Genomic DNA, 22,092 nt, shown 5'->3' on the forward strand with positions numbered 1-22,092 from the left:
TAGTATTAGTGTAAACTAAAAAAAGCCCACTTAACAAGTAGGCTTTTTTTATGTCATAAAATATTTTATTAGTTGTTAAGCATTACTGGCATAACAAGCATAGTTACATTTTCGCCTTCATCTAATCCATCCACTGGTGTTAAAATACCTGCTCTGTTTGGTAAGCTCATTTCTAACTGTACGTCGTCAGAATTGAGGTTGTTTATCATTTCTGTTAAAAAGCGAGAGTTAAAGCCAATTTGCATATCGTCACCTTGGTAGTCACAAGTTAAACGCTCTTCTGCTTTGTTGCTGTAGTCAATATCTTCTGCAGAGATATTAAGTTCTGCACCAGCAATTTTTAAACGGATTTGATGTGTTGTTTTGTTAGAGAAAATACTAACACGACGAACAGAATTTAAGAATTGTGTTCTGGCAATAACTAGTTTATTGGGATTCTCTTTAGGAATTACTGCTTCATAATTAGGGTATTTACCATCGATTAATCGGCAAATTAATACGGAGTTATCAAAAGTAAACTTAGCATTAGATTCGTTGTATTCTACTAACACATCATCATCATTTCCGGCTAAAATTCCCTTTAAAAGGTTTAAAGGTTTTTTAGGCATAATAAATTCAGCAGATTCTGTTGCGCTGACGTCATCTCTTGTATATTTTACCAATTTATGAGCGTCCGTTGCCACAAAAGTTAGATTGTCTTGAGAGAACTGAAAAAATACACCACTCATTACAGGTCTAAGGTCATCATTTCCTGCTGCAAAAATAGTTTTGCTAATTGCGGTAGCCAAAATGTCTCCCATTATAGTGGTTTTACTCGCATCTTCTACAGAAACAGCGTTTGGAAATTCAGCACCATCAGCATAAGCTAAAGCATATTTACCATGATTAGAACTGATTTCTACAGTATTGTTTTCTTCTACGACAAACGTTAATGGTTGCTCAGGAAACGTTTTTAACGTGTCTAATAATAAACGCGCTGGTAAGGCAATACTACCTTCAGAATCACTCTCTACATCAATGGTAGAAGACATTGTTGTTTCTAAATCACTAGCCGAAATCGTAAGTTTCGATTGGCTTAATTCAAATAAGAAATTATCTAAAATAGGAAGAGTGTTACTGTTATTTATAACACCTCCTAATACCTGAAGTTGTTTGAGTAAATATGTACTTGAAACTATAAATTTCATGCTAATAATTTAAAATTTTATCAATTATAACGTATCCTACAAATATATCTTAATCGTATAGATTTGTAAAACAAACTTATTAACAAATTCTAGGTGTATTTCTTCTTTCTAAAGAAGTTAAAAGCCAAACCAAAAAGACCAAGTAGTGCCAATGGTAATGCAATGTTTAAGAGTTGCCAAGTGCTGCTTTCTTCCTTTATTTTATCTTCATCAAGGTAAGCAACGCTAATTTCTTTGGCTCTAATGTTTATAAGTCCTGTATCGTCCAAGAGGTAGTTGATGGTATTAAGTAAAAATTCTTTGTTGCCATAGAGAAAGCCTCTATAATCTACACCGAGTTCTAAAGGTCTTCTTTGTCTAACATCGTTTTTTATAACATCACCATCAGAAATAACTACCATTTTGGTTGGTATACTTTTAGATTGAAAATTTTTCACCTTAAAAGGCAAAACACGTTGGTTGTAAACCGAAGTAAATTCACCCTCTAATAAAACAGCCAAGTTTTGTGGGCCAGAATTATATAAACGCTCATCAGGAGATTTGGTAACGTCATTTAGAGATATACTAGTTGGTACTCCTTCTAATCTAGATTTGGGGGAACTTTGAAGCAATATTGTTTTGTCTATACTATTTTTTAAGGTGTCTACAGGACTTGCAAAATCAAATCTAACAAGCTCTAAATTTTTGGTGATAGGATGCTTTTGGTTAGACGCGGCCAAAGGTGCATATTGCCATTGTATAGGTTGTAATTGTGCTTGGCTTCCTTCACCAATTGCCAACATAATTGGTGCAGAGTAGAGGTCTTTTACCAAACTAGGATTAACTCTAACTCCGTATTTGAAAAAGAAGTCATTGAGGTTGAGGTCTCGCATAATGGAAACGCTAGAGTTTGTAGCATTTCGTAAGCTATCCTCATCCATTACTACAGACTCAGTAAGCCAAAGACTTTTTCCTCCTCTCATGGTATACTGATCGAGTACCAGTTTCTCTTCTTCTGAAAACGCTTGGGTTGGCTTAGCAACAACTATTAAATCGTATTGTTTTAGCTTATCTAAAGTACCTTGTGGGTTTGTAGCAACACTATCTAAAGTAAAAGGTGCAATTTTATAGTAAGACTGTGCTGTTTGTAGAAAATCTGCAATATTTAAATCAGCGAGTTCACCATTACCTTTTAAAACCGCTATAGTTTTAGATTTTGAATTTACCAGCTTATTAAAAGCGTCAGCAAACACATACTCCAGCCCTTGTACAGAGTTATTGATTTGATCTGATAAATTTTGAGTAATGCTTCGCTTCAATAGTGGAATTTTAACCGTTTGATCTTTGTAACTCGCAAAGGCCCACGGAAAAATTATTTCTTGAGTAACTTTCCCTGTGCTGTTATCTGTATTGATATATGGCTCTAATCCAGAGCGCGTAAGTTCATCAATAATTTGTTCTCTTGTAGATTCATCTTCAATAGGGTCGATGTAATTAACCCTAATATTACTGGTTTTAAGCTGAAATTCTTCAATGATTTGTTTTGTCTCGGTTTGAAGTAATCTAAATTCTGAAGGAAATTCACCTTCTAAAAAGACATCAATTATTAACGGAGAATCTATATGATCTATGATGGTATTAGTGGCATCAGATAATGTATAGCGTTTGTCTTTGGTTAAATCAAAACGACCATAAATAGAACTCGATATAGCGTTTACTATTACCAGTGCAGCCAATACAATGAGTATGTATATTAGATTTTTATTCTTCTTCATTACTCTCGTATGTAATTTCTTCTTGATAATGTCTTAATGCTGTGACTTTATCATTCTTAAATATGATTTCTACACATTCTTTTTCGGCGTTAAAGGCTCCTGGTTCTATGCCTAAGCCGTAATTCCATTTATTGTTATCATGATCTTTTATACTGTCATTCCATGTTAACCATTCGTATTTTCCTAAAAGGGAAGTAATTTTGGTTTTAGAAGCACCAATCAGTGTATCCGATTCTATAGTATTATCGATCATTTCGTAACGTAAGGCTGGTTTTTCAATCCATGCTTCACTATCAAAATACTTTTGATGATGGTAATTGCTAATAATATTTACAAATGGATAAAACATATAGAAATACACAAAAGGTGTTAAAACCAAACTGATTAATCCTGTTAACCATTTGCGTTTATCTACCGTATTCAAAAACAAAAAAAGTAGCACAAAAACTACGATCATAAATATGACTAAAAAGGGTGTTATAATCATTGTTTCTGAATTCTAAGTTTTGTGAATAATAAAAACGCTAAAGCTATACTTATAAAATAGACCAAATCTCTGGTATCTATAACTCCACGACTCATACTGTTATAATGCGCAGACATCCCAAGATTTTCCATATAGACTAAATCACCAAATACATTATAGTTTGAAAGCCCTTCGAAACCAAAATACATAAAGAAGCAGATAAATACTGCAATGATAAATGCAACAATTTGGTTATCTGAAAGGGTAGAAGCAAACACTCCTATTGAAGTGTAAGCAGCAACTAGGAAGAGTAGACCAAAGTAAGATCCTATGGTACTTCCCATATCTAAATTACCTTCTGGACTACCTAATTGATAAACTGAATAAACATATAGTAGAGTTGGTATTAAGGCTAAGATAATAAGGATAAAAGCACCAAAATATTTACCCAACACAATCTGAAAATGTGAAATAGGCTTGGTAACTAATAGCTCTAAAGTACCTTGTTTTTTCTCATCACTAAAACTACGCATAGTTACAGCAGGAACTAAAAAGATAAGAATCCAAGGTGCTAATAAAAAAAATGACGATAAGCTTGCGATACCATTATTAAAAATGTTGAAATCGCCTTTAAATACCCAAAGAAAAAGACCGTTTAATAATAAAAACACACCAATAACCAAATAACCAATTGGAGAGGCAAAGAAGGTGTTTATTTCTTTTTTTAGTATTGCTAGCATATTTTCTAGTTTTCAGTTTCAGTTTTCAGTCTCAGTAAATCTGTTTACTGTTACTGCCAACTGTTTACTTGAGCGAAGCGACTTTACTCACACTCCAAGCTTCAGGTTTTGCATTAAACAAGGGTTTGGTTTTAGCCCAAACACTTTTAAATAAATCAGAATGTCTGTAATTATTTAAATCATCTTCAGAGTTCCAATAACTATACGTAAAAAAGATGTTGGTATTGTTCTGATCGCGATATAATTCTAAAAAATTACAACCTTCAAACCCTCTAATTTTAGATTTATTCGCTTCAAAATTAGCCAAGAATTCTTCAATCTTGGATGATTCAAAACTCATTTTTACAATTCTTACTAACATAATTTTAAAAGCCTTTCCTAAATCCTTTCCAAAGGAAAGGACTTTCTTACTTTTGTGAAACTATTTTTTTGGTTTTTGCTTCATCTTGGGCTTCCTTCCCACTGGGAAGGACTTAGGATGGGCAGGAAGTTTACCGTCACTGTGTCCATTGTTTTTAAACCCATAAGGGTAGAGGCACTACCAACAGTACTACAATTACTTTTATAGACTGCAATTTCTAAATAACCAGATGAATTAAAGACAACCAAACCTTTACCTTCATCATTTCGCTTAGCTTCTTCAATTTCAAAATTTACAATGTCGCTGTACCTGTTGTAAATTGTTCTAAACTTATGATTTCGAGCTGAGATTTCATATTGCCGTGTTTTTTGAACTTCCTCAAAAAATTTCCTTTTAATGTTGGTAACAACATTACCATAATTATCTATATATATAACACTACCTATAATTTGATTTTTGTCATCATTAACAAATGGGTTCAAATTTTTTATAGGCTTAATAGTGTTAATAACTTTTCCTATCACCTCAAGCGTACCTCCTCTTGCAATATGGCATGCTACTTTTACAAACACATCCAGAACAGGAAAATTGGTTTCAATTTTATCATGGATATTAATTTCAACAATTTTCTCTGGTGCAATTTCTGAACAAATCATGCTCATTATACCATTGTTGGCACATATAAAGTAATGGTCGTCTAAACTAACTGCAATGTGCTTATTTTCAGGGCTTAACTCAGAATCAATTCCTATGATATGAATTGTTCCTTTTGGAAAACTGCTATACGCATTTAAGATAATATATGCTGCTTCAGAAATGTTGAAAGGAGACACAGAATGTGAAACATCAACAATTCTAACTTCAGGTAATTCGCTATAAATAGCACCTTTAATCGCACCAGCAAAGTGATCTTTTTCTCCAAAATCAGTGGTTAAAGTAATAATTGCCATGGATTAATTGTTGATATTTTTTTTAGAATTGAGGTTGTAAAATTGTTAGATTTGTTTGTACACAATCGTTACACAAAAGTACATGAATTTTTTCATTTGAAAATTCTTAAAAACCAAATGAAATAAATTTTTGGACTAACGAAGTGGTTCCTGAATTAAAACAAAATTTTGTTCTTTTTTTGATAAAAAATTTTGTTCTTAAAGAAGAAGACTAAGAAAAGAAAACAGATTAACACACTAAATTAATTAGCCTTTTGAACGAACTTATTCTAGAATTAGAAGAAATTACTCCAAAAGAATTCTTCGGTGCCCAAAATGCCAATATTGAACTATTAAAAAAATACTTCCCTAAACTAAAAATCGTTGCACGTGGTAATAAAATTAAAGCCTATGGTGATGAAGATTTACTTGAGGAATTTGATACGCGAATGATGATGCTTATGAAGCATTTTGGTAAGTATAACAAGCTAGACGAAAATGTCATTGAGCGTATCTTAACTAGCAATAGTAGCGAAGATTATTCAACCTCTGCAACAAGTGGCGAAGTCATAGTGCACGGAGTAGGAGGCAAATTAATAAAGGCACAAACCGTTAATCAGCGAAAACTGGTAGAGAGCATACGTAAAAATGATATGGTTTTTGCCATTGGTCCGGCAGGTACAGGTAAAACTTACACAGGTGTAGCATTGGCCGTACAAGCTTTAAAGAGTAAGGAAGTAAAACGCATTATACTAACCAGACCAGCTGTTGAGGCAGGTGAGAATCTTGGGTTTTTACCAGGTGATCTTAAAGAAAAATTAGATCCGTACATGCAGCCTTTATATGACGCTTTACGCGATATGATTCCGCATGAAAAGTTAGAAAGCTACATAGAAAAAGGCGTAATACAAATAGCACCATTGGCTTTTATGCGTGGTCGTACATTAGATAATGCATTTGTAATCCTAGACGAAGGCCAAAATACGACACATGCACAAATGAAAATGTTCTTAACACGTATGGGTAAAAATGCCAAGTTTTTATTGACAGGAGATCCTGGTCAGGTAGATTTACCACGTCGTACTATTTCTGGTTTAAAGGAAGCCCTACTTGTCCTTAAAAATGTTGAAGGGATTGGCATGGTTTATTTAGATGACAAAGACGTCATTCGTCATAAATTAGTTAAGAAAGTCATTGCAGCCTATAAAAGTATAGAAAACAGAGATTAAATTTTTAGGAGCTATTTCCAGCTTTCCGCTATATCTTTTTATTTGCTGACTTCGACTACGCTCAGCCACCAAATAAAAAGGATGGCGCTTCAATCTGGGCTAGGGCTCAAACTAAAAGCAATAAGCACAACAAACTAATAGCTAATACCCAAAGGCTAAAAGCTAAATAAAATGAGTAACACAATAACAGACACAAACTTTAATTTTCCGAATCAAAAAAGTGTTTATAAAGGCAAAGTAAGAGAGGTTTATAATATAGGCAATGAGCAATTGGTAATGATTGCTACGGATAGACTAAGTGCTTTTGATGTGGTGATGCCAAAAGGAATTCCTTACAAAGGGCAAATTCTTAATCAGATTGCGACCAAAATGATGGCAGCTACCGAAGATTTGGTGCCAAATTGGTTGGTGGCTACACCAGATCCCAATGTGGCTGTTGGTCACCTTTGCGAGCCATTTAAAGTAGAAATGGTGATTAGAGGTTATATGTCAGGTCATTCAGCTAGAGAATATAAAGCAGGTAAACGATTACTTTGTGGTGTGCCAATGCCAGAAGGTATGAAAGAAAATGATAAATTTCCTGAGCCAATTATAACTCCAGCTACTAAAGCAGAAATGGGAGACCATGATGAGGACATCTCCCGTGAAGATATTTTAAAACGTGGCATAGTCTCAGAAGAGGATTATGTAGTGTTAGAAGACTACACCAGAAAATTATTTCAGCGAGGAACTGAAATTGCTGAGAAGCGAGGCTTAATTCTAGTGGACACAAAATACGAATTTGGAAAAACCAAGGATGGAAAGATTGTATTGATTGATGAAATCCATACACCAGATTCTTCTCGTTATTTCTACGCTGATGGTTACCAAGAACGTCAAGATAGAGGTGAAGCTCAAAAGCAGCTATCTAAAGAGTTTGTACGTCAGTGGTTAATATCTAATGGTTTTCAAGGTAAGGAAGGTCAGGAAGTCCCATTTATGAGTGATACATATATAGAATCCGTAAGTGAGCGTTATATTGAGCTATACGAAAACATTACAGGTGAAACTTTTGTAAAAGCAGATGTGTCTGATATTCAAAGTAGGATAGAGGCTAATGTTTTGGGTTATTTGGAAAGAGCTTAGTTGTTTATTCTTGGATTTGTTTAGATGTGTCACACTGAGCTTGTCGAAGAGTTGTTTTAGAATCTATTAATGGCTTGTAATTAAATATTCTCTATCAATAATTCTATTTTCACCATCATATTCCAAAACATATAGGATTTTTCTTGGTGAATAATTGATATTTGGATCTACTTGCTTATCAATAATTGTAATTTTTATAGGTAGTAAGTTATTTACTCTTTTAGCGAAATTTAACCTCAAATTACAATCATCATTGTCATAATTAATAATGGAGTTATTAAAATTCATTAAAAAACCAGAAAATGAATAAATTGAATCAAAGACTTTAATTTTTTCAGATTCATTTATATTATCATACTTTTCAATGCTTTTGGTCATTATATATAAGGTAATTGGGAAGTCTTCATGCGTAATAGGTTCTACATAATCACTTACTAGAAAGTTAAGTTTTTTACAATTACTTAAATCTGAATAATAGTTTTTAATCTTTTTAATAAAAATAGAGTCTTTGGAAACATACTTTAAAGCATTATCATATATAGTTAATTTGGATTTGTTTTTAATATTAGAATTTGTTTTGCAACAAACTAAAAGAATTGGGATACTAATAAGTATAAAAAGTCTATAAATCATAAATATAATTTTGAATTAAAGTATTAAATGTATTTTGTTGTAGAAAAATAGAAGAAGTAAAACTGCATAATGAATGAGTTTGAATAACTATCTGTCATTCTGAACTTGATTCAGAATCTAACAAATCTCTTGTGTGAGATGCAGAAATAAATTCAGCATGACAAAACTTAATATTTTTCTTTCAAAGTTATAGTATGATGCTCTACATGATAAGCTGTCCACATTATAATCTCGCGTATTGGCATTTTGCCCATGAGTGGATGTGGTAAAACTAGTTTATCCAAGTTTTTATCACTAATTCTTTTTGTCTTGTATTGCAGTTTTTTACTTTCGGTTTGTAATCGGTTTAGAATATATTGTTTTTCATCAATCTCAGGAATCTTCATATTCTGCGAACCTTTAAACGTTTTTCCTTTAGCATCTTTTAAACGCTCATGATATCGGTTAACAATAGTGTTGTAATCTCTAACAGGTCTATTTGCTTTTCCAAACTTATAGCGGATTAGGAATTTTGGAAGGCTTAAGGCATTATTGAGTGGAATGATACTCTGTAATAGATGCAGTGCTTGTTGCCCTTGTGTCCACTTTCCTGTAGGACCTTGTAACCAGGTTTCATTAGGTTGTTGCTCTAACCAATTTATTAGTTCAGAATGCTTTGCATCGACGAGGCTAGCGATTTCTTCTTTATCCATAAGTGTTAATTTTAGATAAAGAAAAGATAGGAATTTTTGTTGAATGTTTATGAAGTTATAAACTACTCTTTTTCCGTTTCTTGTATTACAACTTTATCTTTCTTAAAGATAGGTACTAAGTAGGATAAGTTGAAACCAAAACCCGCTCCAAAGCGACCACTGTCGTAGGTACGATTAAAACCAGGTATATAAAGATTTTCATAATCATTTGGTGCCGTTTCGGTAATTAAACCTTTGAGTTGTGCATTAATACCAGCATAGAAATTATTAAATAATTCTGCTTTTATTCCTATGATAATTTCTGCCCAAATTGCAGTAAGACCAGAAAACTCTGTACCTTCTTCAACAGTAAACTGTTGGTTCCAGTATTGGTTGTTAACATTATAAATGTTATAGCTATTTAAGGTTTGGCTAAATGTACTGGCTCCACCTCTAAACCCGATGTAGATCATATTTTCCATATCTAGCCAGTTCTTATAGAAGTTAAGGTCTATACCACCTTTAAAATAACTACCTTTAGTGGTGTTGTTGAGAACTTCATTTTCTAGAGTATATTCTTCGTTTCCTATCTCACCAGCTATATAGATACGCTTAGTAAGACGGTAGTCTCCCATAACTTCAAAACCCGAGTAGTTATCATCAAAAAAAGTACGCGCAAGTTTGCTTATATCGGCACCTATACGCAATCCGTACTTTTGTTTATAAATTAAAGTATCTTTTACTGTTTTCTTTTCCTCTTGAGCTATTGCCATTGTAGAAAACAATAGCAATAGAATACTGCTTTTAATGTAAAATGCGTACATGTACTACGTTTTCGTTTTCTACTTGCTCTATAGCGTCATTTATTTCAATGCTACTAATCCATGTGGTTCCGTCTGATGCTTCAAAGCTGACTTGTAAATTTTTAAATATGCTTTTGTAGCCACAAGCTCGAGAAACATAAACAAATTCGGTTTCGTATGATATTTCTATGATATCTATATTAGAGTTAGTATTGTCATTATCATCTAATCTTAAGTTGGTATCTTTTTCTAGGATAAACCGTGATATTGTAGTTTCACCTTCATTGTCAATGCGTAGTGGTAGTTCTGCTGTAGTAGCATTTGCATTATATACCAATGTGCCTTCCGTATTATCATCAGTTGGATTATTTGCTAAACCTTCTCCGTATATTGTTAATCGTGTTACGGGTTTTAGGTCTTCGGGTTCTGTAGCATCATTAAATTCTACTAAAAGCCTTGGTGTGGTTGGTGTGCTTTCTGCACAGATATCGTCGCGTTCGCAATTTTGAAATAGTAGTAGAGTAGTAAAGTACATTACCGAAACAACGATGGTCTTTATTTTTGTTTTAAAATTCATTAAATAGATTATGCGTTTATTTGTTTAGTTGGTAATTACGTAACGCATTTAACATATTGGTTATTTTTTCAATTTTATTTCTTGCTAATATATAATCATTATCAGACAAAAAGCCTAATTCTTTACTAATTAGTAATTGATTAAGAACTTCCATGGTAGAACTGAATGAAATTGTTGTAAAGTGTGCTTTGTCCTTTTGGGTCTTTCTTGATGTTCCTTCTGCTAAATCAGAAGAAATTGATATTGATGCTCGTCGTAGCTGATTAATTAATCCAAATTTTTCTTCTGATGGAAATGAATTCGTTACATCATATATAAATTTAACTAGTTCAACTGATTCTTTCCAGACCTCTAATCTTTCAAACGAGTACTTTTTCACTTTCAAATAAACTAATCAACAAATAAACAGATTTACAAACGTTCAAACAAAACTACAGTTTCAATATGTGCAGTATGCGGAAACTGGTCTACCAAACTTAACTTTTTTATTTGATATCCTGCAAGTAATAATTGCTCTGTATCTCTAGCTTGGGTAGCAGGATTACAAGATACATAAACCAAACGGTCTGCATTAAGGTTTATTATTTTTTTAAGGGTTTTTGGTGCAATACCAGCTCTTGCAGGATCTAAAATTATGGTACGTATCTTATTTTGATATTCTGGATGCTCCGATAAAAATTTACCAACATCAGCAGCATAGAATTCTAAGCCTTTTATATTGTTTCGCTTAGCATTTTCTTTTGCATCTTCTATAGCCGAAGCTACAATATCTACACCAACAATTTTAGTGTTATTTGCTTTACTTGCTACAATTTGTCCGATAGTTCCTGTTCCACAGAAAAGATCTAAAACTACCGTATTGTCTATAGCTTCTTTATTTTCTAAAGCATAGTCAACTACTTTAGAATATAGTTTTTCGGCGCATTTAGGATTGGTTTGAAAAAAGCTTTTCATACTAATTTCAAAGTTAAGTTCTAATAACTCTTCAATTATTTTGTCTTCTCCATAAACTAATTGAATGCTTCCTGTAGTAGCTATAGTTCTGTCTCCAACCTCATCATTTATTGTATGAAGTAAACCTGCAACTCTGTTGCCAAATAATTCAACTAAATAATTGGCAAAGGCATGTAAATCAAATTGGTCTAAGTCGTAAGAAGTGGTTACAAGGTTAAAAAGTAATTTATTTGTCTTGTAAGATTTCCTAACTACAAAATATCTGAAAAACCCTTCTTTTTTTGGACTATGCCATGGTGCTAAACCCGTATTTTTACAGTATGCTCTAATATCTTTCAGGTGGTTTTCAACGTCCGCATCAAAAAGACCAGAATCACTATTTAGATTATCTCCACACCACCAAAGTCCTCTGCGCTTAAAGCCTAATGTAAATTCATCCACATCTGTATTTACTTCACGATCAAAACCAATAGCAGAAAAGCCATACTCCATTTTATTACGATAGTGAAATGTATTTGGAGAAGCAACAAATGCATCAAACTTGGTTTCAATATTTTTTACTTTACCAATACGTTTAAAAAGCTCTAAGGTACTTTGCTTTTTGTATTGATGCTGTTTTTCAATTGGTAAATTGATGTAGGGCGCACCAGGAATATCTTGGTAAGGCATTTCTACTTCATCTTCCGAAGGTTTTAAAATCTCCAAAAGCTTGCACTCTGCATATTTTTTACTCGACTTTTTCACCTGTGCTTTTACCAGCTGACCGGGAAGTGTATTAGGTACAAAAACTACAAATTCACCATGTTCATTACGTATACGGCCAATTCCTTTACCACCAAAAGCGTAATCTTCAATTAAGATATCTAAGGTTTCTCCGCGTTTTACAAATTTATTTCGTTCTCGTCTTGGCATTAACTGCAAATTAGGCTGCAAATATAGTCGCATTTTAGTAATTGCCTTCAAGAATTTGGTCTCAACTTTAATCAAAATATGTGATAAATATTTATTAATTTGCACACTTCTAGGGATGATTTCTCTCCCACGCTGCTTTTTTAGGGCTTCACCATAACTTCTAAACATTGATGCGCAAAGTCTCTAAAAGAATAAAGGTAGAGTAGGAATGGTTATTTTTTCAACACTAAAAATTTATTAAAATGGCTGTTTTAGAACACATTACGTCGCAAGAGGCGATGGCACTAGAAAATAAGTATGGTGCACAAAATTATCATCCCTTACCAGTAGTTCTTAGTAAGGGCGAAGGAGTTTATGTTTGGGATGTAGAAGGAAAAAAATACTACGATTTTTTATCTGCATATTCTTCATTAAACCAAGGACATTGTCACCCAAAAATTGTGAACGCCATGGTAGAGCAGGCACACCGATTAACCTTAACATCGCGTGCGTTTTATAACGATATGCTAGGGCGCTACGAAAAATATGCAACTGAGTATTTTAAGTTTGATAAGATGCTACCAATGAACTCTGGTGCAGAGGCTGTAGAAACAGCTTTAAAGCTTTGTAGAAAGTGGGCTTATGAGGTAAAGGGAATAGATTTAAACAAAGCAGAGATAGTTGTTTGTAAAAATAATTTTCATGGAAGAACAACGACTATTATATCATTTTCTAACGATCCAGTAGCGCGTAAAAACTTTGGTCCGTATACAGACGGATTTATAAAAGTAGAATATGATAACCTTAAAGAATTAGAAGAGGTACTAAGTACTAACCCTAACGTAGCTGGTTTTATGGTTGAGCCCATACAGGGTGAAGCAGGTGTTTACGTACCAAGTGAAAACTACTTAATAGAAGCTAAAGCGCTTTGCGAAAAATATAACGTTCTTTTCATCGCAGATGAAGTACAAACAGGAATTGCACGTACAGGGAGATTATTAGCTACTTGTGGTAATTGTACCTGTGAAAATAAAGATTGCTCTGGCACACCAGATGTAAAACCTGATGTTTTAGTTCTGGGTAAAGCCCTTAGTGGTGGTTTGTATCCTGTATCTGCAGTAATGGCTAATAATGATATTATGAATGTTATTCAGCCAGGTAACCACGGAAGTACTTTTGGTGGTAACCCTATTGCTGCTGCGGTGGCTATTGCTGCCTTAGAAGTAGTAAAAGAAGAACATTTAGCTGACAATGCAGATTATTTAGGTAAGGTTTTTAGAGCAGAGATGAATAAATATATTAAAGATAGTACTATTGTGAGCTCTGTTAGAGGTAAAGGATTACTTAATGCTATTGTAATAAATGATGATGAAGATAGCGATACAGCATGGAACATTTGTTTAAAGCTTCGCGATAATGGTTTATTAGCAAAGCCAACGCATGGCAATATTATTAGGTTTGCGCCACCATTAGTAATGACGGAAGAGCAGCTATTAGATTGTGTTTCTATTATAACTAAAACCTTAAAAACGTTTGAATAAGTATTAAAGTTTAAATAAAAAAATACCACGATAAAATGTCGTGGTATTTTTTTGCTTTATTGTTTGCGTATTATCTACATCCGGCATTTTCAGCGGCTTTATAAATTTGTTCCATGGACTCTGCAGGTACATTAGGATTATTTTCAAACATTCCTATATACCAATCAAAGAATGCACAAGGATTAACCATTACCCATATTATAAATGCAAGTCCTATAAAGGAAATACACAATGATACGATGGCAAATGTTCTTGCACTTTTCATTGCGGAGCCGTTGCTGTAAACTTCAGGAGTGGCATTGAATTTTTTAAGTTCTTGATTCGCAATGACAATGGCTATTATAGCTGTAACTGTACCTAAACCATAGGCACAACAGCATATTATGCCTATTATAGATAAAATATAAACGAGAGTTGTGTTGAGTTTTTGCATAAATAAAGTTAATTAGTTAGTTAAAAATAGTTTTAAAGTATAGTTACCTACGGCAGCAATAAGAGTTAAGCACGCTAATGTGAGTTTTAGTTTTTCGCTATGTTTTATCTTTTTAAAAGTGTCAAAAATAAGAAAAGCAAAAAATAATAGCATAGGGTAGAGCGCAGGGTACATAAAAAATGAGGCTACAAAATCACCTTTAATTAAAAGTACAGCAGAGCGCTGAAAACCACAACCTATGCAATCTAAACCAAAATGCGTCTTGCTCATACATGGCAGCATGTAATCTTCCAAAGTTTTTAAAAGTAAAACCATAAGGCTAATTTAATAATTTACATTTACTTTAAATAGTATTAGAATAATTGTGCTAAATATTATTTTTGTTTTAAATTATTGAAGCTAATGAATTTTTCAAGAATTGTTAATGCCGTTTGTGTTGTTTTTGGTGGTATAGTAGCGATATATGCTCAAGCGGGTGAGAAACAGAACACTTATCTTTTAATGGGCGGTATTATACTTTTAATGTTTGGTGTTTACAGAACATCGCGCAATATTCCTAGTAAATACGAAAAGCAAGAAGACGAATCTTTTGTAAAATCTGAACCAATAGAAGATGATGAAAAAAGGTGATATTGTTGAAACAATAGATGATGCCATTAGAGGAACGGTTAAACAAGTTTATGGTACAATTATTACTATTGAAGATGCTGATGGTTTTGAATTTCAGTTTGAAGAAAGCGAATTAATGCTTGTACACACCAACGCATCGTTAGATAATGCCATTTACGATGCAGATATAGAGTCTGTAAAGAAAGAAAAAGAGACCTCAAAACGAAAAACTGTACCAACAGTTAAGCCAAAAGAGCGTCACGCACCAAAATTTGAAGTTGACTTGCACATACATCAACTTACCGATTCTACAAAAGGCATGACTAATTTTGACATGATGAATCTACAGTTAGATACTGCCAGAAGACAATTAGAATTTGCCATCAGAAAGCGTATACCAAAAATGGTATTTATCCATGGAGTAGGAGAAGGCGTTTTACGACAGGAACTCGAAACGCTTTTAGGACGTTACAATAATGTTCAGTTTTACGATGCTGATTACAAAACATATGGTATAGGTGCTACTGAAGTTAGAATTTTTCAGAGTATAGAGCCTTAATCATCAGCTTCTTCTATAAAAGTGATGTCGTAAGTTAAAGTACCAAAATCAATTTCTGTAGCAGATAATATATCTAAATTAAAATCCTCAATTAAAAAATTAACAGTAACAGTTCTTGTATAGATGTTACCACCGGCAAGTCCAGGGTTGCCATGATCTGTTGCTTCCAAAACATTTAAATAATCTGGTACTTCAACACCTTCAGCGTTAAGATTTCGGTCATCTCTTGGGTCTTTATTTTGGTTAGCATCTTCTAATATAGTATCTACACCATCACCATCATCGTCTTCATCTAAATAATCGGCAATGCCATCACCATCAGTATCTAGGTTGTTAGAAGGATCTCCATCACCATCAATATCGTCGGTTTCAATCTCATTTATAGTTAAGACATTATCATTATCGTCATCCTGATCTATATAATCCGGAAATTCATCATCATCAGAATTTCTAGGATTATCAATACCTCCAGGACCATATTCAAATGTGTTAGGTATACCATCATTGTCGTCGTCCTCTATTGAAACTGTAGCGAAAGCAGTGCCAGCATCAGCTTCGTAATCCTCTACAATAGTAAGGTTTGCAGGTGGAATAGGTGAGCATAATTCGCCATCGACAATACTTCTATTATAGGTGCGATAAATAAAACGATTGCCTATTTGTTGTAAATTAAATTCTATAGGCTCACCTACTGGTGTGGCTTCGGTAAATGGAAACTCTTCATTGTTTCCTCTTGGAATAATCAATGATAAGGACTCATTAGGGTTTTCTCTCGTGTCGTAAATAAGAAATGACTCTGTATTGTTGGTACATAGGTCTAGCTCTTTATCAAATTCTAAATCTACAGTAATAATATCACCATCATCACACGCTGTTAAAAGTAGAAGTGCAAAAATTACATAAAGGTGGCGCATCATAAGCTTACGTTTTGAACAAAAATAATAGATTTGTAAAATTATAACGTTGCATTATCTAAATAATTTTATTTGCAATATTTTTGCACTATGAGGCAAGTGTATTTAGACAATGCGGCTACAACAGCATTGCGACCAGAGGTTATAAATCGAATGGCAGAAGTTCTTACCAATACTTACGGCAATGCCTCTTCTACCCATAGTTTTGGACGCTCATCTAAAGCATTACTAGAGCAATGTCGTAAGAATATTGCTAATTATTTTAAGGTGTCGGCTTCTGAGATTGTTTTTACCTCAGGTGGTACAGAGGCAGATAATTTAGCTTTGCGTAGTGCTGTTAGAGATTTGGGAGTAACAGAAATTATTACCTCAAAAATAGAGCATCACGCTGTTTTGCATACAGCACAACAGCTACAAAAAGAGTATGGTATTAAACTAAATTTTGTTGAGCTCGATGAATGTGGAGCGGTAAACTACGAGCATCTTAAGCGTTTATTGACAGATTCTAATAAATCTGTGGTGAGCTTGATGCATGTTAATAACGAAATAGGGAATATTCTTAATATTGAACTTGTAGCAAAATTATGCAAAGAATATAATGCTTTGTTTCATTCTGATTGCGTGCAGTCGGTAGGGCATTTTAAATTTGATTTGCAAGACATACCAATCGACTTTTTTGCAGCTAGTGCTCATAAGTTTCATGGTCCTAAAGGTGTAGGGTTCTGTTTTGTTAGAAAAGAGTCTGGGTTAAAACCACTGATTTTTGGTGGTGAGCAGGAAAGAGGTTATAGAGCAGGTACAGAGGCTATTCATAATATCGTTGGTATGGACGAAGCTCTGAAAATAGCACACGATACCATGGATATTGAAAGAGAAAAAATCACTTCAATAAAAACGTACTTTATTAATCAGCTAAAACAAGTAATACCTTCGGTGAGTTTTAATGGAGGTTGCGAGGATATAGCTAAAAGTACCTATACATTAGTTAATGTTTGTTTTCCAATAGAGCCATCAAAGGCATCTATGTTTCAATTTCAATTAGATCTAAAAGGTATCGCTTGCTCTAAAGGGAGCGCCTGCCAAAGTGGTAGTGGTCAACAATCTCATGTACTATCAGAAATTTTAAAAGAAGATAAATTGAAACATCCTTCTGTGCGATTTTCTTTTAGCGCTTTTACAACAAAAGAAGAGATCGATTATACCGTAAATGTTTTAAAAGAAATTATTAGTGTTTAATAATAATCTTTTCAGATTTTACTGTATTAGAATTTGAAGTAACATTAACTACATAAACGCCATCACTCAGATTTACAGTTGATAATTCATAACGGTTAGAAACAGAATTATAAGCTTGATTAAGCATTCGTTTTCCTGCCACATCAAAAACTTCGATAGCTTTTACGTCTAAACCATTAGGGTTAACAACAGATAATTGTTGAATATTATTATCCTGACGAATAGTTAAATCACTTACTTCAAAGTCATCAATACTAAGAGCCTGGCCAGGCGTAAATACAATTTCAAAACGGTCAGTGTAGTTGCCTGGTTCTATATTAATATGGTAATTCTGAGCTCTAAGGTCTTGGTATACATCATAATTTGAGTCGTATATATAAATACCTTGATTATCATCAAAGTTTTGAATATCGTAAATACCAAAACTAAGTGGTTGTTGTTCTTCAATATCAATAACTAATGGTATTCTAAGTTCTGCGTCAAAAGCGTGCGCTTGTATAACAAAACTTTCGTCATCCTGAGTCCAATATGCATCAGATAATAGTTCGCTAGGTCGTTTTGCTTCTAAACCATAGTCAAAACCTTCAGTTGCAGAATCGTGAAAGTTAGCTAATAACTCTCTGGAGTATAATTCATTAAAGCTAATTATTACTCTAAATCTTTTATAATCATCAGGTACAATAAAATTGCCATTTTCATCATATTGAGATATAGGATCTGAGTTTGAACTGCTCTCTGTTGTTCCTCTAAAAAAATAACTTTCTGTTGAACTCTCTTTTATAAAGTTTCTATGACTATTTTTTAGATAAACTAAAGAACCTCCCGGAATACCAGTGGCACCTTCAACCATAAATCCTTGCCCAACAGGTATATAACGCCCCATTAGTCTAGATCCTGTACCAGCAGGAGGTGTTGCAGCAACAGAGCCGTCTGATAAATGGAAGTTATAAGGTGCATCTACAGTTGAAATTACTACATTATCTGAACCGTCGGGCTCAGTACACGTAAAAGAGGCATAGCCACCAACATAATCTTCAATTAAGTGAGAATTAGAATTTGCAGGGTCTTGTTCCCAATAATAAATAGCACCAGTTGTACCGGCAGGTGGAGAGCTAACTTCATCTAAGTTAATGTTCTGAGGATCCCATAAAAAATCTGCTGCATCAAGCGCAGAAGGGTAAGGGTTGCCAATTAAAGTAAATTGCCCTGAAGCGATTGGATTTGTAATGCTACCATTGTTAGGTTTTCCTCTAAAATCAAAAATTTGATTTACAGCAGCACCACTTGGTCCCATACCTTTCATGGTAAAACCAAGTCCAGGGTTAATTGTACTAGTTTCTGTTAAGGGATTCCATTCACTGTATTCGTCGGAGACTTCAAATGTATATAACCATTTGGTTGAAATCACCAAATCTGGTGAAGTGGAAGTCATATTAGGTGTGCCGTTTAAAACATTTAGAAATGTTGGGTCACCGCTATCTATTGGAGTTGCGGTAATGTAGAGAGGGTCGTCAATTTGGTTTACTGTAAAGGGGTTATTTGCTGTACTAGCTGATATTCCACCAACGGGAGAGCACCAATAATGATAAGCAAATTGGTTTACCTCAGAATTTTGATAAACACTTAATTCACCAGTACCAGAATTACCAATATTATTTCCTTGAAGTAACTGCGCATCATTACGTAAATAAATATGTGAGTTGGTTTCTAGATTAACATCGTCAGTAACAAAGATTGGTGCAACATTTGGACTGCTAGAAAAACCAGTACCATCTACGTAGATGTAACTTCCGTTACTTACAAATAAATCTGCTTGTGCCGAAACAGCACCAATACATAGCATTACGCATGCAATGAAGGTATTTTTCATGCTTTATGATTTACAACTGTAGCTTAGTAGGGTAACCTAAAGTGAATTAGACAATTACAAATTTATAAATTTTGCTGTATGTAACGGTGCATTACAACGAGGATATATGCGGTTTCGCTAAAAATTTGAAGATTTTAATAAGAATTTTACAAAAAGCTAAAACCTAGCCGATAATCTTAAGTTGAAGACACGAGGTGTCAAAAAATTAGGGATGGCAAACTGTCGTTTGGTATATACGTCTCTTACCCAAGTGTTGGTAATTGAGTTTTGATTATTAAACATATTGTAGATTTCAAAACCCAAAGCAAGTTCTCTAAATGTCTTTTTCCATTTCGCTTTGTAGGTTTTGGTAGGATTTACCAATTCTAACTGAATTCCTAAATCGGCACGTCTGTAATCTCTAAGTCTTATTTGAAAATCGTATGGGTCTGCGTAACTTGGTGAACCACCAGGAACTCCGGTATTGTATACCAAATTAAGGTACATTTTTAGATTTGGCATGTTTGGTACATAATCTTGAAAGAGTGCACCAAACTTTAGGCGTTGATCTGTTGGTCTTGCTATATAACCTCGATTATTTATGTTTTCTTCGGTTTTAAGATAGCCAAAGCTAAACCATGATTCTGTGCCTGGAACAAACTCACCATTTAGGCGCATATCTAATCCGTAGGCATAAGCCTTAGCATTATTTTCTGCCCTGTATCTTATCCTAACATTTTCTACCGTGTAGGCATTAACATCTGATAGGCCTTTGTAATACGCTTCTGTAACAAGTTTAAATGGTCTGTCCCAAATTTTAAAACTATATTCATTGCCCAATACAACATGAAATGACTTTTGTGCTTTTACATTAGGTTGCACAACACCTGAAGAGTCTCTTAGCTCTCTATAAAAAGGAGGCTGGTAATAGAGACCGCCAGCAACTCTAAAGAGCATGTCTTTTTCCCAATTTGGTTTTATGGCAAATTGAGCTCTTGGGCTAAATACGGTTTGCGTATTGCTTTGTAGGTTTTCGCCACTAACTGTCCAATTATGCACTCGTATACCAGCGTTGTAGAATACCTCATGACTATCCCATTCTGTGCGTTTGCTATATTGCGCAAAGGCTTGAATTCGGTCTATTTGAACTCTATTTAGCGCTCTAATATCTTCAAATGCAGTCAGTGGGCCTTCAAAAGGCTCGTAAGGTTGAAGGTTGGGAATGCTAAAATTAGGAGGACGGATGGAAAACCCAGCAGAGTCAATAATTTCATATTCTACCAAGCGATCTCTAATATCTTCGTGCGTGTATTTTACAGACCATTCAACTGTAGATTCTTCATCAATATTATAATCACCTCTATGCTCTGCATTCACTATAAAGGCATCCAAATCGTTACGAGCATGTGTTAATTGCGACCCAATACCTTCGCTAAATTCTACTTCGCCTAAATTTTCGTCACCTATGTTTGTGTTTACTTCACCTAATCTGTATTGTGCAAAAATGTCAAAATACTCTTGCTCTAACGTATGATAGGCAGATCCAATAAATTTTAATGTTAAATCTTTATTTACATAGTAGTTTGCTTTTATGGCACCAAAATATGTTTGGTATGCGTCTTCTTCATTACCATCATAAAAAACCAATAGTGCAACGGGTTCTTGTAATGTACCAAAATTGGTTTGTCTATTTTCTGGTTGAAAATTATATTGGTTGAGTGATATGTTTCCAAGAAAATTTAAATGGAATTTATCGGAAAAACGATAGGTCAAATACGTTTGTGCATCGGCAAAAACAGGCTCTACGTTTCCTTCGGTTTCAAGATTATTGAGGATTAAACTATTATCTCTATAACGCACACCAGCAATACCAGAGAATTTACCATTTTTTGATACAGCCTCTGCAGCAACACTCCCACCAAGTAAACTTAAATCGGTACGTACACCAAAGGCCACAGGGTTACGATAGGTTATGTCTAATACGGAAGATAATTTATCTCCGTATTTAGCTTGAAATCCACCAGCAGAAAAATCGACATTGGAAACCAAATCTGTATTTACAAAGCTTAAACCTTCCTGATTACCAGAACGAATCAAAAACGGTCGATAGACTTCAATTTCGTTAACGTAAACAAGGTTTTCATCAAAATTGCCACCTCTCACAGAGTATTGTGTGCTCAATTCGTTAGAAATATTTACTCCAGGTAGTGTCTTAAGTATATTTTCTATACCAGGTTGTGCACCTTTTATAGTTCTTAGTGTTCTTGGCGATATGGTAACAACTCCATCTTCATTTTGTCTTGTGTTAGTTGTAATGACAACTTCTGCAAATTGCTCTGCTTCAACCTTCATTACAGGGTTAAATTCTAACTCCTGTCCATTTTTTAGTTGAAATTTCTGTACAATACGACTATGCCCTAAATGTGTGAATTCTACAGTTACTTCAACATCAGAAGGTATTCTTAATTCGTAAAACCCATTAGTATTGGTAGCTGCTCCGTCACCTGTTGAAGCTTTTATATTAACATTTTCAATTGGTAGGTTAGCCTCATCTAAAATAACACCTCTAATAATGGCAGATTGCGAAAAGGATAACATGCTATACAGTAAACATGTAAGGAGTGTAAAAAG

The 22,092-nt window shown here is 34.0% G+C and carries 23 protein-coding genes; 6 read left to right on the forward strand and 17 right to left on the reverse strand.

Annotated features, from left to right (window positions below; translation table 11 throughout):
- Positions 1-68: 68 nt before the first annotated feature.
- From dnaN to BWZ20_RS00975, 6 genes are all read right to left on the reverse strand, one after another.
- Complete coding sequence (dnaN, locus tag BWZ20_RS00950; protein WP_076615052.1) at positions 69-1,187, reverse strand: DNA polymerase III subunit beta; 1,119 nt, start codon at positions 1,185-1,187, stop codon at positions 69-71.
- Between the two features lie 89 nt (positions 1,188-1,276).
- On the reverse strand, positions 1,277-2,941 hold the full coding sequence (gene gldG / locus BWZ20_RS00955; RefSeq protein WP_076615054.1) for a gliding motility-associated ABC transporter substrate-binding protein GldG: 1,665 nt from the start codon (positions 2,939-2,941) through the stop codon (positions 1,277-1,279).
- Positions 2,928-3,428: a hypothetical protein gene (locus BWZ20_RS00960; RefSeq protein WP_076615057.1), complete on the reverse strand. Its 501-nt coding sequence runs from the start codon at positions 3,426-3,428 to the stop codon at positions 2,928-2,930. The genes gldG and BWZ20_RS00960 overlap by 14 nt, the downstream gene beginning before the upstream one ends.
- Complete coding sequence (gene gldF, locus BWZ20_RS00965) at positions 3,425-4,147, reverse strand: gliding motility-associated ABC transporter permease subunit GldF (RefSeq protein ID WP_076615059.1); 723 nt, start codon at positions 4,145-4,147, stop codon at positions 3,425-3,427. Before gldF ends, BWZ20_RS00960 begins: the two co-directional genes overlap by 4 nt.
- A gap of 64 nt (positions 4,148-4,211) precedes the next feature.
- The gene (locus BWZ20_RS00970) at positions 4,212-4,508 is read right to left on the reverse strand and encodes a putative quinol monooxygenase (protein WP_076615061.1); all 297 of its coding nucleotides are present in this window, start codon (positions 4,506-4,508) and stop codon (positions 4,212-4,214) included.
- Between the two features lie 80 nt (positions 4,509-4,588).
- The gene (locus BWZ20_RS00975) at positions 4,589-5,458 is read right to left on the reverse strand and encodes an S-adenosyl-l-methionine hydroxide adenosyltransferase family protein (protein WP_076615063.1); all 870 of its coding nucleotides are present in this window, start codon (positions 5,456-5,458) and stop codon (positions 4,589-4,591) included.
- A 254-nt stretch (positions 5,459-5,712) separates the two neighbouring features.
- Between BWZ20_RS00975 and BWZ20_RS00980 the strand changes: the two genes are divergently transcribed.
- Both BWZ20_RS00980 and BWZ20_RS00985 read left to right on the forward strand, forming a co-directional pair.
- The gene (locus BWZ20_RS00980) at positions 5,713-6,666 is read left to right on the forward strand and encodes a PhoH family protein (RefSeq protein WP_076615065.1); all 954 of its coding nucleotides are present in this window, start codon (positions 5,713-5,715) and stop codon (positions 6,664-6,666) included.
- Positions 6,667-6,837: 171 nt separating this feature from the next.
- The gene (locus tag BWZ20_RS00985; RefSeq protein WP_076615067.1) at positions 6,838-7,791 is read left to right on the forward strand and encodes a phosphoribosylaminoimidazolesuccinocarboxamide synthase; all 954 of its coding nucleotides are present in this window, start codon (positions 6,838-6,840) and stop codon (positions 7,789-7,791) included.
- Between the two features lie 66 nt (positions 7,792-7,857).
- On the opposite strand, the gene BWZ20_RS00990 is transcribed toward BWZ20_RS00985, so the two are convergent.
- The 6 genes from BWZ20_RS00990 to rlmD form a co-directional block, all read right to left on the reverse strand.
- Positions 7,858-8,424 (reverse strand): hypothetical protein, encoded by a 567-nt coding sequence (locus BWZ20_RS00990; RefSeq protein ID WP_076615069.1) that lies wholly within the window; start codon positions 8,422-8,424, stop codon positions 7,858-7,860.
- Between the two features lie 167 nt (positions 8,425-8,591).
- Complete coding sequence (locus BWZ20_RS00995; RefSeq protein WP_076615071.1) at positions 8,592-9,116, reverse strand: DinB family protein; 525 nt, start codon at positions 9,114-9,116, stop codon at positions 8,592-8,594.
- A 62-nt stretch (positions 9,117-9,178) separates the two neighbouring features.
- On the reverse strand, positions 9,179-9,919 hold the full coding sequence (locus tag BWZ20_RS01000; protein ID WP_076615073.1) for a DUF6048 family protein: 741 nt from the start codon (positions 9,917-9,919) through the stop codon (positions 9,179-9,181).
- Entirely contained in the window at positions 9,900-10,475 is a 576-nt protein-coding gene (locus BWZ20_RS01005) for a DUF6452 family protein (RefSeq protein WP_157358291.1), read from the reverse strand. The genes BWZ20_RS01000 and BWZ20_RS01005 overlap by 20 nt, the downstream gene beginning before the upstream one ends.
- 16 nt (positions 10,476-10,491) lie before the next feature.
- The gene (locus tag BWZ20_RS01010) at positions 10,492-10,854 is read right to left on the reverse strand and encodes a four helix bundle protein (protein WP_076621218.1); all 363 of its coding nucleotides are present in this window, start codon (positions 10,852-10,854) and stop codon (positions 10,492-10,494) included.
- A 32-nt stretch (positions 10,855-10,886) separates the two neighbouring features.
- Complete coding sequence (rlmD, locus tag BWZ20_RS01015; protein WP_076621219.1) at positions 10,887-12,341, reverse strand: 23S rRNA (uracil(1939)-C(5))-methyltransferase RlmD; 1,455 nt, start codon at positions 12,339-12,341, stop codon at positions 10,887-10,889.
- A 242-nt stretch (positions 12,342-12,583) separates the two neighbouring features.
- Here rlmD and rocD point away from each other — a divergent pair, with 242 nt between their 5' ends.
- Positions 12,584-13,861 (forward strand): ornithine--oxo-acid transaminase, encoded by a 1,278-nt coding sequence (gene rocD / locus BWZ20_RS01020; RefSeq protein WP_076615079.1) that lies wholly within the window; start codon positions 12,584-12,586, stop codon positions 13,859-13,861.
- A gap of 70 nt (positions 13,862-13,931) precedes the next feature.
- On the opposite strand, the gene BWZ20_RS01025 is transcribed toward rocD, so the two are convergent.
- Positions 13,932-14,294 carry a CCC motif membrane protein gene (locus BWZ20_RS01025; RefSeq protein WP_076615081.1) on the reverse strand — a complete coding sequence of 121 codons (363 nt, stop codon included), beginning with the start codon at positions 14,292-14,294 and terminating at the stop codon, positions 13,932-13,934.
- A 12-nt stretch (positions 14,295-14,306) separates the two neighbouring features.
- Positions 14,307-14,609 (reverse strand): DUF2752 domain-containing protein, encoded by a 303-nt coding sequence (locus BWZ20_RS01030; RefSeq protein WP_232217127.1) that lies wholly within the window; start codon positions 14,607-14,609, stop codon positions 14,307-14,309.
- An 87-nt stretch (positions 14,610-14,696) separates the two neighbouring features.
- On the opposite strand from BWZ20_RS01030, the gene BWZ20_RS01035 reads away from it, so the two are divergent.
- A complete protein-coding gene (locus tag BWZ20_RS01035; protein ID WP_076615084.1) occupies positions 14,697-14,924 on the forward strand; it encodes a hypothetical protein in 228 nt (75 codons plus the stop codon).
- Complete coding sequence (locus BWZ20_RS01040; protein WP_317041686.1) at positions 14,908-15,462, forward strand: Smr/MutS family protein; 555 nt, start codon at positions 14,908-14,910, stop codon at positions 15,460-15,462. Before BWZ20_RS01035 ends, BWZ20_RS01040 begins: the two co-directional genes overlap by 17 nt.
- Here BWZ20_RS01040 and BWZ20_RS01045 read toward each other — a convergent pair.
- Complete coding sequence (locus BWZ20_RS01045; protein ID WP_076615088.1) at positions 15,459-16,379, reverse strand: hypothetical protein; 921 nt, start codon at positions 16,377-16,379, stop codon at positions 15,459-15,461. The two genes, BWZ20_RS01040 and BWZ20_RS01045, sit on opposite strands and share 4 nt — an antisense overlap.
- Positions 16,380-16,466: 87 nt before the next feature.
- Here BWZ20_RS01045 and BWZ20_RS01050 point away from each other — a divergent pair, with 87 nt between their 5' ends.
- Positions 16,467-17,612 (forward strand): cysteine desulfurase family protein, encoded by a 1,146-nt coding sequence (locus BWZ20_RS01050; RefSeq protein WP_076615090.1) that lies wholly within the window; start codon positions 16,467-16,469, stop codon positions 17,610-17,612.
- Here the strand turns inward: BWZ20_RS01050 and BWZ20_RS01055 are convergent.
- Together BWZ20_RS01055 and BWZ20_RS01060 are read right to left on the reverse strand one after the other, a co-directional pair.
- On the reverse strand, positions 17,602-19,482 hold the full coding sequence (locus tag BWZ20_RS01055; protein WP_076615093.1) for a T9SS type A sorting domain-containing protein: 1,881 nt from the start codon (positions 19,480-19,482) through the stop codon (positions 17,602-17,604). The genes BWZ20_RS01050 and BWZ20_RS01055 overlap by 11 nt on opposite strands.
- 156 nt (positions 19,483-19,638) lie before the next feature.
- Positions 19,639-22,059, reverse strand: a complete 2,421-nt coding sequence (locus tag BWZ20_RS01060) for a carboxypeptidase-like regulatory domain-containing protein (RefSeq protein WP_076615095.1) — start codon at positions 22,057-22,059, stop codon at positions 19,639-19,641.
- Positions 22,060-22,092: the final 33 nt, after the last annotated feature.

This window comes from Winogradskyella sp. J14-2 (assembly GCF_001971725.1).
Lineage (GTDB): Bacteria > Bacteroidota > Bacteroidia > Flavobacteriales > Flavobacteriaceae > Winogradskyella.